11 protein-coding genes are annotated in these 14,739 nt (G+C 68.0%); 5 read left to right on the forward strand and 6 right to left on the reverse strand.

Annotated elements, in window-relative coordinates:
* Position 1: 1 nt before the first annotated feature.
* Positions 2 to 2,227, reverse strand: coding sequence for a formate dehydrogenase subunit gamma (locus ACFPFG_RS11880; protein WP_380106690.1), 2,226 nt, complete (start codon positions 2,225 to 2,227; stop codon positions 2 to 4).
* Between the two features lie 299 nt (positions 2,228 to 2,526).
* Here ACFPFG_RS11880 and ACFPFG_RS11885 point away from each other — a divergent pair, with 299 nt between their 5' ends.
* A complete protein-coding gene (locus ACFPFG_RS11885; RefSeq protein WP_174549389.1) occupies positions 2,527 to 2,970 on the forward strand; it encodes a MarR family winged helix-turn-helix transcriptional regulator in 444 nt (147 codons plus the stop codon).
* A 41-nt stretch (positions 2,971 to 3,011) separates the two neighbouring features.
* Here ACFPFG_RS11885 and ACFPFG_RS11890 read toward each other — a convergent pair.
* The 5 genes from ACFPFG_RS11890 to ACFPFG_RS11910 all read right to left on the reverse strand — a co-directional run bounded on the left by ACFPFG_RS11890 (position 3,012) and on the right by ACFPFG_RS11910 (position 10,884).
* Positions 3,012 to 4,282, reverse strand: a protein-coding gene (locus tag ACFPFG_RS11890) for an IS3 family transposase (RefSeq protein WP_380106692.1) whose coding sequence is annotated in 2 segments (ribosomal slippage) — positions 3,012 to 3,920 and positions 3,923 to 4,282 — 1,269 coding nt in all. Because the reading frame shifts where the segments join, the coding sequence is not laid out codon by codon here.
* A 131-nt stretch (positions 4,283 to 4,413) separates the two neighbouring features.
* Complete coding sequence (locus ACFPFG_RS11895; protein ID WP_012203781.1) at positions 4,414 to 5,730, reverse strand: MFS transporter; 1,317 nt, start codon at positions 5,728 to 5,730, stop codon at positions 4,414 to 4,416.
* A gap of 353 nt (positions 5,731 to 6,083) precedes the next feature.
* Positions 6,084 to 9,065 (reverse strand): c-type cytochrome, encoded by a 2,982-nt coding sequence (locus tag ACFPFG_RS11900; RefSeq protein ID WP_380106694.1) that lies wholly within the window; start codon positions 9,063 to 9,065, stop codon positions 6,084 to 6,086.
* Entirely contained in the window at positions 9,062 to 9,619 is a 558-nt protein-coding gene (locus ACFPFG_RS11905) for a (2Fe-2S)-binding protein (RefSeq protein ID WP_380106696.1), read from the reverse strand. The genes ACFPFG_RS11900 and ACFPFG_RS11905 overlap by 4 nt, the downstream gene beginning before the upstream one ends.
* Before the next feature lie 107 nt (positions 9,620 to 9,726).
* Positions 9,727 to 10,884 carry an FAD-dependent monooxygenase gene (locus ACFPFG_RS11910; protein ID WP_183017469.1) on the reverse strand — a complete coding sequence of 386 codons (1,158 nt, stop codon included), beginning with the start codon at positions 10,882 to 10,884 and terminating at the stop codon, positions 9,727 to 9,729.
* Positions 10,885 to 11,207: 323 nt separating this feature from the next.
* Between ACFPFG_RS11910 and ACFPFG_RS11915 the strand changes: the two genes are divergently transcribed.
* From ACFPFG_RS11915 to ACFPFG_RS11930, 4 genes are read left to right on the forward strand one after another with little or no spacing between them, the layout of a single operon-like run.
* Positions 11,208 to 11,996 carry a maleate cis-trans isomerase family protein gene (locus ACFPFG_RS11915; RefSeq protein ID WP_310889361.1) on the forward strand — a complete coding sequence of 263 codons (789 nt, stop codon included), beginning with the start codon at positions 11,208 to 11,210 and terminating at the stop codon, positions 11,994 to 11,996.
* A gap of 11 nt (positions 11,997 to 12,007) precedes the next feature.
* Positions 12,008 to 12,853: an alpha/beta fold hydrolase gene (locus ACFPFG_RS11920; RefSeq protein ID WP_183017468.1), complete on the forward strand. Its 846-nt coding sequence runs from the start codon at positions 12,008 to 12,010 to the stop codon at positions 12,851 to 12,853.
* A 50-nt stretch (positions 12,854 to 12,903) separates the two neighbouring features.
* Positions 12,904 to 13,989: a 2,5-dihydroxypyridine 5,6-dioxygenase NicX family protein gene (locus tag ACFPFG_RS11925; protein WP_183017467.1), complete on the forward strand. Its 1,086-nt coding sequence runs from the start codon at positions 12,904 to 12,906 to the stop codon at positions 13,987 to 13,989.
* On the forward strand, positions 13,986 to 14,675 hold the full coding sequence (locus ACFPFG_RS11930; RefSeq protein WP_063327083.1) for an N-carbamoylsarcosine amidohydrolase: 690 nt from the start codon (positions 13,986 to 13,988) through the stop codon (positions 14,673 to 14,675). Before ACFPFG_RS11925 ends, ACFPFG_RS11930 begins: the two co-directional genes overlap by 4 nt.
* Positions 14,676 to 14,739: the final 64 nt, after the last annotated feature.

The raw sequence follows: 14,739 nt of genomic DNA on the forward strand, positions 1-14,739 counted from the left end.
TTCAGGCAGCCGCTGCGGCCGTGGTGGACTCGATACCGAAGTCCTGGGGGTAGTGGTTCAGCGCCGAGCGCACCGGATACGGGGTCATCCCGCCCATGGCGCACATGGAGCCGTGCTGCATGGTGTCGCACAGGCTTTCCAGCAGGGCCACCTGGCCGGCGTGGGCGGCGTGGGCGGCAGGGTCGGCGCCGGCGCGCACGATGCGGTCGATGACCTCCACGCCGCGCGTGGAGCCGATGCGGCAGGGCGTGCACTTGCCGCAGGATTCGATGGCGCAGAACTCCATGGCATAGCGCGCCAGCCGCGCCATGTCGGCCTTGTCGTCATGCACGACGATGCCGCCGTGCCCCACCACATTGCCCTTGGCCGCATAGCCCTCGTAGTCCAGCGGCGCATCCCAGTCGGCCGGCGCCACATAGCTGCCCAGCGGGCCGCCCACCTGCACGGCCTTGACGGCGCGGCCGGTGGCCGTGCCGCCGCCGAAGTCTTCCACCAGCTCGCGCAGGCTCAGGCCGAAGGCCTTTTCCACCAGGCCGCCGCGCGCAATGTTGCCGGCCAGCTGGAACGGCAGCGTGCCGCGCGAGCGGCCCATGCCGAAGCCCTGGTAGAAGGCCGCGCCGCGCGCCAGGATCAGCGGTACCGTGGCCAGCGTGATCACGTTGTTGATCACCGTGGGCCGGCCCCACAGCCCCGCTATGGCCGGCAGCGGCGGCTTGGCGCGCACGATGCCGCGCCGGCCCTCGATGCTCTCCAGCATGGCCGTTTCCTCGCCGCAGACATAGCTGCCCGCGCCCTTGCGCACCTCCATGTGGAAGGCCCGCCCGCTGCCCGCCACGTCGCGGCCCAGCCAGCCTGCGGCCTCGGCACGCGCAATGGCTTCGCGCAGGGTGGCGATGGCGTGCGGATACTCGCTTCGCACATAGACCAGGCCCTGCGTCGCGCCCACGGCCAGGCCCGCGATGGCCATGCCTTCGATCAGCGTGTAGGGATCGCCCTCCATCAGCAGCCGGTCGGCGAAGGTGCCCGAGTCGCCCTCGTCGGCGTTGCAGGCAATGTACTTTTGCGGCCCCGCTGCGGCGGCCACGGTCTTCCATTTGATGCCGGCCGGGAACGCCGCACCGCCACGGCCGCGCAGGCCCGAATCCAGCACCTCCTGCACGATGGCCGCGGGCTCCATGCGCGCCGCGCGCTCCAGCCCCTGCCAACCGCCATGGGCTGCGTAGTCGGCCAGGTTCAGCGGATCGATGACACCCACACGCGCAAAGGTCAGGCGCTCCTGGCGCGCCAGGTAGGCAATGGCCTCGGTCAGTCCATGGCACAGCGCATGGCCGCCGCCCTGCAGCATTCCGGCATCGAGCAGGCCCGGCACCGCATCGGCCGTGACCGGGCCGTAGGCCACGCGGCCTTCGGGCGTCTCGACTTCCACCAGGGTCTCCAGCCACAGCAGGCCGCGCGAGCCGTTGCGCACGATCTGCACCGCAAGGCCGCGCGCCGCGCACTCTCGCTGCAGGGCGCCGGCCACGGCGTCAGCGCCCACGACCAGCGCGGCGGCATCGCGGGGCACATAGACGCGCACGCCGGGGCCTGCCCCTGCCTCTGCCTCTGCCCCTGCCCCTGCCCGTGCGCCTGCCCCTGCATGCGCAGGCTGCGCCACCGGCTCGCCGGCCGGCCCCGGCTGGCGGCATTGCGCGATGAGTACATCCAGGTCGTTGGCCGAGACATGCGCATGTGGCTGGCCATCGAGCATCACGGCAGGCGATGACGCGCACAGGCCCAGGCAGTAGACCGGCTCCAGCGTGACGGCGCCATCGGCACTGGTTCCGTGCCCATGCCCATGCCCGTGTCCACTCGATCCGCAGCCCAGCGCCTGGCCTGCATGGGCCAGCAGCGCGTCGGCACCGCGCGACTGGCAGGCCTCGGCGCGGCAGACCTGCAGCACATGGCGGCCCGCTGGCGTGGTGCGGAAATGGGGGTAGTAGGAGATGACGCCATGCACCTCGGCGCGCGAAAGGTTCAGCGCATCGGCGATACGCGGCACGGCGGCTTCGGGGACATGGCCCAGCATGTCCTGCACGGCGTGCAGCAACTCGATCAGAGGGCCGGGGCGCCGGGCGTGGACGGCAATGGCGTGCTCGACGGCCTCGCGCTCATGGGCGCCGAGTGCGCTGTCGGCAGCAGCGGCATTGGCGACGGCGATGGGAATGATCTTCCCTTGTGTGGCTGGCATGGGTGTCCCTGCTGGCTTTCGTTGTAGGGAGCGGCGCGGTCCGGTCCGCTGGCGCTTTGTCTCTGATGCCATTTCAAGCCCTGCCGGGCAGGCCGTCAAATTCAAACGGATGATTGCGCCATTCAATTCCCAAATGAGCCGCCAGGCAGTGCTGCACCTGCCGTTCCGGGTCTTGCGGATGCCGCAGCCAGCGCGGGTTTGCGCCACTTGGCAAATGCGCCCGGCTTGTCGTAAATCACACGGTATTTGGTGTGAATTTTGATAAGCTCACGCGCACCATGAACCACCCGCCATCAGCCATGACGCCACAGGATGGCTATCATTTTTCGGACCAGATCGGCCACCTGCTGCGGCGTGTCTATCAGCGCCACACTGCACTCTTCCAGCAATACATTCCCGACTCGCAGCTCACGGCCGCGCAATTCGTGGTGCTGTGCTCCGTGCGCGACAACAGCGGCAGCTCGCTGGCCGACATCGTCAAGGCCACCGTGATCGACCAGGCCACCATCCGCGGCGTGGTGGACCGGCTCAAGCAGCGCGAACTGGTGCAGGTGGACCATGACCGCATCGACCGCCGCAAGGTCGTCATCAACCTCACCGAGGCCGGCCAGGACCTGGTGCGCGACATGGAGCCCTTCGCCAAGCAGATCACCGAAAGCACCTACGGCAGGCTCAATCCGGCCGAGCGGCTGGCGCTGGATTTTCTGCTCAAGAAGATGCTGGAAGGTGGCGAGGCCGACTGAGCCGTTGCAGCCTCCTGACCCGTCCTGCCATAGGTTGACACCTATGAAGGACACCGATCCGGCGTAATCCAGCCGGCCAGAGACGCCCGATGAACCTCATCGGGCGTTTTCAATTTTAGGGACAGGTGCGGTCTTTCCTGGTTGTAGATCTGCACGGCCTGCTGGACCATCCGGCTGGCCTGGGCCAGATCGGCAGGCCGATGCAGCAGGAACTCCATCTTCAAGATCCCGTTGACGCGCTCGGCCAGCGCGTTCTGATAGCAGTCGTAGCCGTCAGTCATCGAACAGGCAATGCCGTGGCGCCGATGAATCTCCTGATAGTCATTCGAGCAGTACTGGATGCCCCTGTCCGAGTGATGCACCAGCATTTGCTGCGTCTGGCGGCCGTTGAGCGCCACCTTCAGCGCCCGGCTGACCTGCCCGGTGTGCAGGCTGTCGTGCACATGATGGCCCACGATCTTGCGCGACCACGCATCAGTGACCAGGCTGAGATAGACGAACCCCTGGTCGGTGGGCAAGTACGTGATGTCGGCCACCCACACCTGCTCGCTGGCAGTCGCTCGGACTTGATGCGGCCCCTCCTTGAGCAAGTTGGGATGGCGTCGAAACCGATGATGGCTGTCGGTGGTTTTGTGATACGCCCGCTTCGGCGCCACCAGCATGCGCGCCTCGCGCAGCACGTCCAGCAACGCATCGCGCCCCAGGCTCGCGCCGGCGTGCTGCAGCGGCTGCGCGAGCAGATGGTGCAGCTTGCGCGCGCCCAACCGGGGCTGACGCAGGCGCACGTCGCGAACGAGCTCGATCACGGTGTCGGCACGCGCACAGCGTTGCTGCTGATGCTGCAACTGCTGGTAGTAGGCTTGGCGGCTGACGCCCCAATGGCGGCAAGCCCTCGCCACGCTCAGCCCCGGGAGGAGCTTTTGCGAGAGGACTTGCCCAAAGGCTTTTTTACGATGCGCACCCCGTAGTCCTTCTTCAGGACATCGATCACCGCCTCGAACAGTTGGGCCTTCTCGTTGGCTTCGCGAAGCTGGACTTCGAGGGCCTTGATCTTCTGCTCGGGAGTCAGCGGTGCAGCAGGTGCAGATGAGGGCTTCTTGATCGGTACTGGCATGGCAAGCCCGGATGATGCCGAACTCCAGTTTTGGCGACCATGCTTGCGCAGCCACACCAACACGGTCGAACGGCCCTGGATGCCGTAGCGCTCCTGGGCCTGTTTGTACGTGAGATCGCCTTTTTCCACCTGATCGACCACCGACAGCTTAAAAGCCAGCGTGTAGTCCCGCTGCGTGCGTTTGACCCTTGATTCCATTGACTTGCCTTTTCTGAGAGGAAAAGGTGTCAACCCAGGTCAGGACGGGTCATCCCCAAAAACAAAGGCCAGAAGGAAAAATCCTTCTGGCCTTTTTGCTGAGCCGACCTTTCAGTCCGCTCAGGCCGTCATCAATCCAGCGCCCGGTTGCGCGATTCCACATCCACGGCCCAGATCGACAGGGCACCGCCCACCAGCATGGCGGACAGCACGGCCAGGGCCAGGGTGAAGTGGGTGGCCATGATGGGCGCAATGATGGCCGGGGCGAACAGGCCGCCGAAGCGCGCCACGGCGCCGGCCATGCCCATGCCGCTGGCACGCAGGTCGGTGGGGTAGACCTCGGGGGTGAACGCATACAGCGCGCCCCAGGTGCCCAGCAGCGAGAAGCTCATCAGCAGGGTGGAGCCGATGACCACGAAGGGCGACGAGCCCAGGCTGTAGAACATGCAGCCGACGGCGCTGAGCAGCAAAAAGCCGATCAGCGTGGGCTTGCGGCCCCAGCGCTCCACGCCATAGGCCGACAGCGCAAAGCCGGGCAGTTGCACCAGGGCCAGCACCACCAGGAAGACCTGGCCGCGCATGAAGGCGAAGCCCTCGCTGCTGAGCTTGACGGGCAGGTAGACGAAGACACCGTAGTAGGCGATGGAGATCAGCGCCCAGGCCAGGAACAGCGAGAGGCTGCGGCGGCGCAGGTCGCCGTTGAACAGCGCGAGGATGGATTTGCGCTCCTGCTTTTCAGGCTGCAGGGCGGGGATTTCCGCGGTGGTTCCATTGACCTTGGCCACCCGCTGCAGCACCTTGCGCGCCTCTTCGGACTTGCCGTTGCGGTTGAGGAACATGGGCGACTCGGGGATGTAGAAGCGCAGCACCACGCCGATCAGCGCCGGCAGTCCGGTCACGAAGAAGATCACGCGCCAGGCATCGTCACCCCAGGACACGGCCACCAGCGCCAGGATGGCCAGGAAGATGGTGCCCACGGCCCAGAACGATTCCAGCAGCACCAGCCAGCGGCCACGGCGGTCGCTGGGCAGGAACTCGGCCATCATGGTGTAGTCCACGGGCAGCGTGCCGCCCACGCCGATGCCGGTGATGAAGCGCAGCACCAGCAGCCAGGCGAACTCGGGCGCGAAGGCCGAGGCCACGCCGGCAAAGGCGTCGATCACCACGGCCATCATCAGCACCGGGCGGCGCCCTATGCGGTCGGCCAGGCGGCCGAAGACGAAGGCACCGATCAGCATGCCGATGAAGAAGAAGGTGCCGGTCTGCAGCGCCTCGGGCACGGTCTTGCCGAAGGTCTTGGCAATGGACGGTGCGCTGAAGCCTATGGACAGCACCTGCATGGCATCGGCCAGCCACACCAGCCCGAAGATGACGAACAGCCGATATTGGAACTTGCCGACACCCGCTGTCTGGATGCCTTTTTCCACCGAAATGTATGTAGATGACATGCAGGGACTCCTTTTCTAGCCATCGCAATTGTTGAATCTGTCTTTTCCCAGGCAAGGCCGTTCAGCTTGTGTTGCCGTCTCCTGCCGTGCCTTCCACCCTTCACACATCCGGAGCGAACCGCTCCCTCGGCGCCATCTCCATGGCCCGATGAAAAATTTCCGGATGTCGGTCTCTGCATCCGGGCGATGGGCGCATTGCGGACAGGCTGCACATCGACAGCGCCGTCCGTTGTTGCCCATCACCCGTCCCCAGCATCAGATGTCAGGACCCAGACCCTGGAGAGATTCCAGGGCAAGGTGTCCATATCCGCGGCATCGCCCATGCCGCCGCCCATTGCTGCCCATTGCCGCCCTCAGTGCGCATGCGCCTGTGCCTGCATGCGCAGCCGGTTAATCGTCTTCGTGTCGTCTGGCCAAGCTTTTTCCTCCGGTGCAAATCGTTCGCGCAAATATCCGAGCAGGTCCGCGATCTGCCTGTCGTCCAGGCTGTCCCCGAAGCCGGGCATGTAGCCCAGCGCATCGTCGGCCGGCGCCTGTATGCCGTTCAGGATCACCTGGACCAGGTTGTCGGGGCTGGCCGCGTGCAGGTTGGTGTTCAGCCCCAGCAGCGGCTTGACGCCGAACAATGTGGGACCGCTGCCCGCCTCATGGCAGACCGCGCAGGCGTTCTGGTAGATGCGCTCGCCATTGGCGTGGCGGTCCAGGGCCCTGGCATGTGCGACCGCAGGCGCCGCCGCCTGCACGGCGGCCGGTGCCGGTGGCGACATGGCCGGGGCGGCCTGGGAAGCCTGAGGGGCCTGGCCCGGCAGTTCCATCAGATAGGTGGCCATGGCGCGCACATCGGCTTCGGGCAACTGGGCCAGGCCGTGGATGACGGGCGCCATGGGGCCGGCCGCCACGCCGTGGCGGGCCGAGAAGCCGGTGCGCAGGTACTGGTACAGCTCTTCGCGGCTCCAGGGCAGCTTGCCGCCCGCCAGTTGATTGAGCGCGGGCGCCGTCCAGCCTTCGGCCTCGCCGCCGCCCAGGTAGTGGATGCCGGTCTTTTCCGCACCCAGCGCATTGCGCGGCGAGTGGCAGGCCGCGCAGTGGCCCGCGCCTTCGACCAGGTAGGCGCCCCGGTTCCATTCGGCGCTGCGCGCGGGGTCGGCCTTGAAGGGCGTGGCGTCGTGGAACAGCAGGTTCCAGCCCGCCATGGCCGGGCGCAGGTTGTAGGGAAAGGCCAGCTGCGTCTGGGGCGCCTTGGCCTTCACGGCGGGCTGGGACATCAGGTAGCCGTAGAGGGCCTGCAGGTCGCCATCGCTGAGCTTGGCGAAGGCCGTGTACGGGAAGGCCGGATACAGCTGGCGCCCGTCCTGGTGGATGCCGTGGCGCATGGCGCGCTCGAAGGCCGCGTAGGACCAGCGGCCGATGCCGGTCTCGTTGTCGGGCGTGATGTTGGTGGAGTAGATGGTGCCGAACGGCGTCTCCAGCCCGAAGCCGCCGGCATTGGCCGCACCGCCCGGGGCCGTGTGGCAGACCACGCAGTCGCCCGCAGCCGCCACCAGGCGGCCGCGCTCCAGGGCCTGCGGCGAGTACAGGGAAACGTCGGGCCCGTCGGTCAGCGGCAGGGCTGGCTTCAGTGGCCAGGCCATGGCCGCCATGCCGGCAAGGCCTGCGGCGCCTGCGGCCAGCCAGCCCCAGCCACGGCCGGGCCGCGCCGCACCGGGCCTGCCCGCCCCCTCGCCCGCCAGCGCCAGGCGCAGCTGCTCGGGCTGGAAGGGCACTTCGCGCAGGCGCACGCCTGTCGCATGGTGAATGGCGTTGGCAATGGCGGCGGCGGCGGGCAGCGTGGCCACGCCATCCAGCGCCAGATCGCCCTGGCGGATGACCGCGACATCGCCGGGCGCATGCTGCGCCAGGTCGGAGCCGGGCTTGGCGATCACATCGAAAGAAGCAGCGGAAGCTGTGGCCCCTGCCCAGTCGTCAAAAGCGGGCGCCGTGCCCAGCAGCCGGCGCGCATCGGCCAGCAATTGCGGGTCCTGCTGGACGATCTCGGGCCGCGTGCTGGCAGCCTGCGCCGCCTGCAGGCTGCGGCTGTCATGGCCGGCCACGACGCGGGTCACTTCGATCTCGCCCGTTTGCGGGTGCACGGCCACCTCGGCCACCCAGGCGCTCCAGGCATGGAGATCGGCGCCCTGCGCATCCAGGCTCTGCAGCTGGGCGGTGGCAAAGCCCCGGCCCAGCAGGCGGCCATCGGCGCCCTGGCGGGATGGTGCCTGCTGCGATGCCTGCGCACGCTCGGCCACCTGCCGGGCCAGATCGCGCACCGGGCCTTCGGGCAGGTGCTGCAGCCGCCATTGCAGCGGATCATGGCCCTGGTCCAGCGCCTGCTCATGCCAGCGGCTTTCGCGGGCAAAGACCTGGGCGGCATTCAGATCATCGACGCCGGCATGCCGCAGGCTGGCGGCCTGCCGGCGTTCATGCACTTCGCCGGCATCGAGCACGGTGGCCAGGGCTGCGGCGCGCGCCAGCTCGGGCTGGCTCAGCAGGCGCGCCATGCTGGGGCGCACGGCCCAGGGCGTGTCGGACAGCAGCAGGTCCGGCTGCGGCGATGCATTGCCCGGCTGAGGCTGCACCACCGTGTCGGCTTCAAGCCCTTGCAAAGGCTGCGCATCCACGCGCAGCACCAGCTCCCGGCTGTCTGCGCTGCCCGCAGCAGTCCAGGCCTCGCAGGCCACGCTGACGGGCCTGCCCACGGCCTGGGACAGCAGGGCCGCATCGGCCGCTGCATCCATGAGATCCAGCGCATGCGGGGTGCCGGCCGCCGTGGCCGGCAGGCTGAACAGCCGCAGCGCGGACTCGGGGCATTGCAGCAGTGCAGCCAGTTCACGGCCGATCATCTGCCGCACGTCGGCGTCGCAGGGCGGCAACCAGACGCTGGCATGGCCGTCCAGGCACCACACGGCTGCGCGTGCGACACCTTCGCAAGACACGGGCGCCGCCATGCGCCAGACATAGCGGCCGGCATCGGGCAGGTCGGCCTTGCCGGCTCTGTCAGTCCCGTCGGCAGGACGGGGCGCGCTGGCGGCCCTGGCTTCCTGCCGGTCATCCCAGGCAGGGGCCAGGCCGGCAGCGGCCTGCCGGGCATGGACAGGCGCCACGGCCACCACACCCAGAAAATGCCCGCGCTGCACTGCGGCCACCACGCCGGCCATGGTCTGGGCGTCCTGCAGCCGTGCATGCAGGGGCACGCTGCCCCGGTAGCGCAGACCGTCCCAGGCCGCGACGGGTGGGCGCAGCGCCAGGCCGTGCAGCAGGTCGGAAGGCAGGGCGGGGGCGTTGCCGGCCGGGCTCATGGCTGGACCTCGCCTGCGCTGGAAGATGGAAAACCGGAGGGCGCCTGCAGCGCGGCGCGCTGTGCCCGCAGCTGCACGGCGCGCAGGGCGGCCTGCATGATTTCCACATGCGTGCCGCAGCGGCACAGGTTGTGGTGCAGCTCGTTGCGCAGCTCCTGCTCGGCGGGATTGGGGTTGCGGCGCAGCAGGGCCTCCACGGTCATGATCATGCCGTTGAGGCAGTAGCCGCACTGGGCCGCCTGGCAGTCGATGAAGGCCTGCTGCGTGGGGCCGGGGCACTGGCGCGAGCCCAGGCCTTCCAGCGTGGTGACCTCGCGGCCCACGGCCGCCCGCACGGGGATCACGCAGGAACGCGCGGCCACGCCATCGATCAGCACCGTGCAGGCGCCGCATTCGCCCAGGCCGCAGCCGTACTTGGGCCCGTTCAGCTCCAGGTCATTGCGCAGCACATGCAGCAGCGCCGTCCCGGGCGCTGCCGGCACCTCGCATGCGCGTGCATTGACCTGCAGGCGGATGGGGCTGGGGGTACTGCTTGGATGGACTGGGGTTCCCATGGGGCGAGGCTCTTGCAACTTGGCTGCGGTTCAGGATGTCGGCGTTCTGCGGCCGGGCAGGAGGGGGGGATTCCCTCCCCTCCCCTCGTCCGGCAAGGCAGCGAGTATCAGGCCGCTGCCTTGACCTTGGGCTCGACCAGGGGCACGTTGAACACGTCGTAGCCGAAGCACCAGGACGGATCTTCGTTGGTGCGCAGCCAGGTGTTGTCGTGAGAGATGCGCTGCACCTTGCTGGCGCGCTCGGCACGGTTGGCCTCGTACAGGGCGAAGGCCAGTTCATGGTTGTGCGCGCCGACTTCCTTGAGGCAGCGCGCCAGCATGGCGCCGTCCTCGATGGCCATGGCCGCACCCTGGGCCATGTGGGGCTTCATGGGGTGGCAGGCATCGCCCAGCAGCACCAGGCGGCCACGGCTCCACAGCGGCAGCGGATCGCGCTCGAGCAGCGACCACTTGGTCACTTCCACGGTGGCGTCGATCAGCGCCTGCACCGTGGGATGCCAGCCCGAGAAGGCCTCGCGCATCTCTTCCTTGCTGCTTTCCAGCCAGCGGTCGTTGAGATCCCACTTCTCTACGGGCACGCCGGTCACGTAGTACAGCTCGTCGGCCTTGCCGGTGACGAAGTAGGTCATCATGTGGCGGTCATCGCTCCACCACTTCACGCACGCGTCGAAGGGCAGCATGCCGGCCTTGACCTCGGGCGTGGGGAACACGGCGCGGTGGGCCAGGTAGCCCGCGTACTTGGGCAGCTCCGGGCCCAGCAGTTCCTCGCGGATGCGGGAGTTCACGCCATCGGCGCCGATGACGATGTCCGCCTCCTCGGTCGTGCCGTCCGCGAAGTGCATGACCACCACGTTGCCGCGGTCCTCCACCTTGGTCAGGAACTTGCCGTAGGCCATCACGCTGTCGGGCAGGGCCTCGACCAGCAGCGCATGGAAGTCGCCGCGGTGCACGGTCAGGTAGCTGGCGCCGTATTCCCTGACGGCGTAGTCGCCCAGCGGGATCTGGGCCAGCACGTCGCCCGTCTGCCAGTGGCGGCTGTACCAGTAGTCGGGATGCGAGCCCTGCTCGTTGAGCGCGTCCTCGATGCCGATCCTGCGCAGGATCTTCATCACATTGGGCCCGACGTGGATGCCGGCCCCCAGGCGCGAGAAGCTGGGCGCCTGCTCATAGACACGCACATTGAAGCCTTCCTGGAGCAGCAGCTTGGCAGCTGCAGCCCCGCCGAGACCGGCGCCGACAACGGCGATTCGAGGGGATTGAGACACAGTTTTCTCCTTGCAGGAATGTTGAAAGCCAGACGGGGCAACCGTTGCTTCGGCGCGTCCTTGCAGAGTGCAGAGCAGGAAGCGTGCCAGGCAACAAAACACTTAATTCAGGTGTATGCGCTTGAATTTTTCAAACCGACGCATGCACCACAGGGCGGCAGAATAAATTGAAGTTCGCCATTTTTGGTGCAATTTCTGCACCAAATCAGTACAAACCCCGAGAAAATTCTGATTTGCAAGGCGGCACGTCTTTTGCAAGAATAAAGCGTACACACTCAGTTGATTCTGATCAGACACTCTCGAAACTCTGCAAAGGCAAGTCCATGACCAAAACGTTCCGCATCGGCCAGATCGTCCCCAGCTCCAACACCACCATGGAGACCGAAGTGCCGGCCATGCTGCAGGCCCACTCCACGCTGCGCCCGCAGGACCGCTTCACCTTCCACTCCAGCCGCATGCGCATGAAGAAGGTGCAAAAGGAAGAGCTGGCCGCCATGGACGCCGAAAGCGACCGCTGCGCACTGGAGCTGAGCGACGCGCGCGTGGACGTGCTGGGCTATGCCTGCCTGGTGGCCATCATGGCCATGGGCAAGGGCTACCACCGCGTCTCGCAGCAGCGCCTGACCGAGCGCACGGCAAGCAATGGCGCCACCGCCCCGGTGATCACCAGCGCCGGCGCGCTGGTGGAAGCGCTCAAGGTCATGGGCGCCAAGAAGATCGCCCTGGTGGCGCCCTACATGGTTCCGCTGACCCAGCTGGTCATGGACTACGTGGCCGCCGAAGGCTTCGAGATCGTGGACTGGCGTGCGCTGGAGATCCCCGACAACCTGGACGTGGGCCGCCACGACCCCGCCAAACTGCCCGGCATCGTGGCCGGCATGAACTACGCCGACGCCGATGTGATCGTGCTGTCGGCCTGCGTGCAGATGCCCTCGCTGCCGGCCGTGGCCCAGGTCGAGGCCCAGACCGGCAAGCCGGTGCTGACCGCCTCCATCGCCACCACCTATGCCATCCTCAAGGAACTGGGGCTGGACCCCGTGGTGCCGGGCGCGGGCGCGCTGCTGTCGGGCGCCTATCCCTACGACACCGGCAACAGCGCAGCCAAGGCCTGAGGAACACACGCATGACCAGCAACTCCAGCACCCCCAGCACATTCCGCTACGGCGGCAACGTCCACGCCAACGGCATCCGCCAGCACTACCTGCGCTACGGCGGCGCCGAGGGCGAACGCGCGCAGCGCGATGCCGTCATCCTGATCCCCGGCATCACCAGCCCGGCCGTGACCTGGGGCTTCGTGGCCGAGCACCTGGGCCGCCAGTTCGACACCTATGTGCTCGATGTGCGCGGGCGCGGCCTGTCGTCCTCGGGACCTGGCCTGGACTACGGCCTCGATGCCCAGGCCGCCGACGTGGCCGCCTTCACCCAGGCCCTGGGCCTGCAGCGCTGGGCGCTGGTCGGCCACTCCATGGGCGGGCGCATCGCCGTGCGCGCCGCGCGCAGCCAGCCGGCCGGGCTCACGCGCCTGGTCATCGTCGATCCTCCGGTCTCCGGCCCCGGCCGCCGCGCCTACCCGGCCGCCCTGCCCTGGTATGTGGACTCCATCCGCCAGGCCACGCTGGGCATGGATGCCGAGGCCATGCGCGCCTTCTGCCCCACCTGGACCGAAGAGCAGCGCCAGCTGCGCGCCCAGTGGCTGCACACCTGCCACGAGCCGGCCATCGTGCAAAGCTTTGAGGACTTCGGCCGTGACGACATCCATGCCGACCTGCCCCGCATCCAGCACCCGCTGCTGCTGGTCACGGCCGAGCGCGGCGACGTGGTGCGCAGCGAGGACGTGGCCGAGTGGCAGGGCCTGGCACCCCAGACCGAGCATGTGCGCGTGCCCAACGCCGGCCACATGATCCCCTGGGACAACGAGGCCGGGTTCTACGTGGCCTTGGGCGATTTCCTCGGAGCGCGGGTGGACTGAATGTCCAACCGCAGCCCACTCCCATCCATCGCGACACCAAGGAGCCGACCATGTCCGTCAGCGATATCGATCTGATCCACGCCTGGAAGCAGGTGCTCACGCTGTCCCGGCTCGAAGCCGGCCAGACCGTCACCGTGCTCACGGGCGCCGACACGCACCCGCAGACGCTGCGCTGCGCCATTGCCGCCTCCAGCGAAATGGGTGCACGCGTCAACCGCCTGGACCTGCCGCCCGTCAACGCCGAAAAATCACTGAGCCGCGACTCGCTGGCCTACCTGGGCACGACGCCGCTGACCGGCAACCCCGCCGCCATCGCCGCGCTCAAGGCCAGCGACCTGGTGCTGGACCTGATGACCCTGTTGTTCTCGCCCGAGCAGCACGAGATCCTGCAGACCGGCACCAAGATCCTGCTGGCCGTGGAGCCGCCCGAGGTGCTGTGCCGCCTGGTGCCCACCGAGGGCGACCGCGCGCGCGTGCAGGCCGCGGCCAAGCGGATCGAGGCGGCCGGGCAGATGCACATCACCTCGGCCGCGGGCACCGACCTGCGCTGCCGCCTGGGCAGCTTCCCGGCCATCTGCGAATACGGCTTCGTGGACCAGCCCGGCCGCTGGGACCACTGGCCCAGCGGCTTCGTGCTGACCTGGCCCGACGAGGGCGAGAGCAACGGCCGCGTGGTCCTGGACCGGGGCGACATCCTGTTGCCCATGAAGGACTACGTGACCGAGCCCATCGAACTCGTCATCGAAAAGGGCTACGTCACGCGCATCAGCGGCGGCCTGCAGGCCGACATCCTCAAGGAGTACATGGCCTCCTACGAGGACCCCGAGGCCTATGCCGTCTCCCACATCGGCTGGGGGCTGCAGCCGCGCGCCCACTGGTCCATGCTGGCCCACTACAACAAGGAAACCCACATCGGCATGGACGCCCGCGCCTTCGAGGGCAACTTCCTGTGGTCCATGGGCCCCAACAACGAGGCCGGGGGCAGCCGCACCACGGCCTGCCACATCGACATCCCCATGCGCCACTGCTCGGTGGCGCTGGATGGCAAGCCCACCGTCATCGACGGCGTGGTGCAGGACGAGGAAGGACTGGCGCGTGCCGCCAAAAGGTCCAAGCAAGGAAAGGACATCACATGACCACGACAACCACCGGCCAGGCCACCGGCGCGCAGAGCGTTCCCACCGAGGGCGTGCAGGGCGACATCTCTGCCTACGCACGCCAGGGCTTCGGCACGCCGCTGCCGCTCAAGGCCCCGTTCGGCCTGCTCATCATCGACTTCGTCAACGGCTTTGCCGACCCGGCCGTGTTCGGCGGCGGCAACATCCCCGAAGCCATCGCGCAGACGCAGCACCTGCTGGCCCATGCGCGCGAGCGCGGCTGGCCCGTGGCGCACAGCCGCATCGTGTTCTCGGACGACGATGCCGACCACAACATCTTCTGCCTGAAGGTGCCCGGCATGCTGACCCTGAAGGAAGACAGCCCCAACAGCGCCATCGTGCCCCAGCTGGCCCCGGCCGCTGGCGAATACGTGGTGCGCAAGAGCACGCCCTCGGCCTTCTTCGGCACCATGCTCGCACCCTGGCTGGCCCAGCGCGGCGTGCAGACCCTGCTGGTGGCCGGCTGCGTGACCAGCGGCTGCGTGCGCGCCAGCGTGGTCGATGCCATGCAGTCGGGCTTTCGCCCGCTGGTGGTGGCCGACTGCTGCGGCGACCGCGCCCTGGGCCCGCACGAGGCCAACCTGTTCGACATGGCCCAGAAGTACGCGGCCGTGATGCCGCTGAGCCAGGCCATCGCCGACACCGACGCCCTCGCCGCAGGTTGATCCCACCGCGCCAACGCGCCCATGGGGCCGGCCCTGCGCAGCCGGCCCCAAAGTGCATAACATG

The sequence above is a fragment of the Delftia deserti genome (assembly GCF_042653485.1).
Lineage (GTDB): Bacteria > Pseudomonadota > Gammaproteobacteria > Burkholderiales > Burkholderiaceae_C > Comamonas > Comamonas acidovorans.

What these genes read in the sequence shown, in the direction of transcription:
- ACFPFG_RS11885 (WP_174549389.1), top strand. Translation starts at nt 2,527, where the DNA reads ATGACGCCACAGGATGGCTATCATTTTTCGGACCAGATCGGCCACCTG.
- ACFPFG_RS11920 (WP_183017468.1), top strand. Translation starts at nt 12,008, where the DNA reads ATGACCAGCAACTCCAGCACCCCCAGCACATTCCGCTACGGCGGCAAC.
- ACFPFG_RS11895 (WP_012203781.1), bottom strand. Translation starts at nt 5,730, where the DNA reads ATGTCATCTACATACATTTCGGTGGAAAAAGGCATCCAGACAGCGGGT.
- ACFPFG_RS11905 (WP_380106696.1), bottom strand. Translation starts at nt 9,619, where the DNA reads ATGGGAACCCCAGTCCATCCAAGCAGTACCCCCAGCCCCATCCGCCTG.
- ACFPFG_RS11915 (WP_310889361.1), top strand. Translation starts at nt 11,208, where the DNA reads ATGACCAAAACGTTCCGCATCGGCCAGATCGTCCCCAGCTCCAACACC.
- ACFPFG_RS11880 (WP_380106690.1), bottom strand. Translation starts at nt 2,227, where the DNA reads ATGCCAGCCACACAAGGGAAGATCATTCCCATCGCCGTCGCCAATGCC.
- ACFPFG_RS11900 (WP_380106694.1), bottom strand. Translation starts at nt 9,065, where the DNA reads ATGAGCCCGGCCGGCAACGCCCCCGCCCTGCCTTCCGACCTGCTGCAC.
- ACFPFG_RS11925 (WP_183017467.1), top strand. Translation starts at nt 12,904, where the DNA reads ATGTCCGTCAGCGATATCGATCTGATCCACGCCTGGAAGCAGGTGCTC.
- ACFPFG_RS11930 (WP_063327083.1), top strand. Translation starts at nt 13,986, where the DNA reads ATGACCACGACAACCACCGGCCAGGCCACCGGCGCGCAGAGCGTTCCC.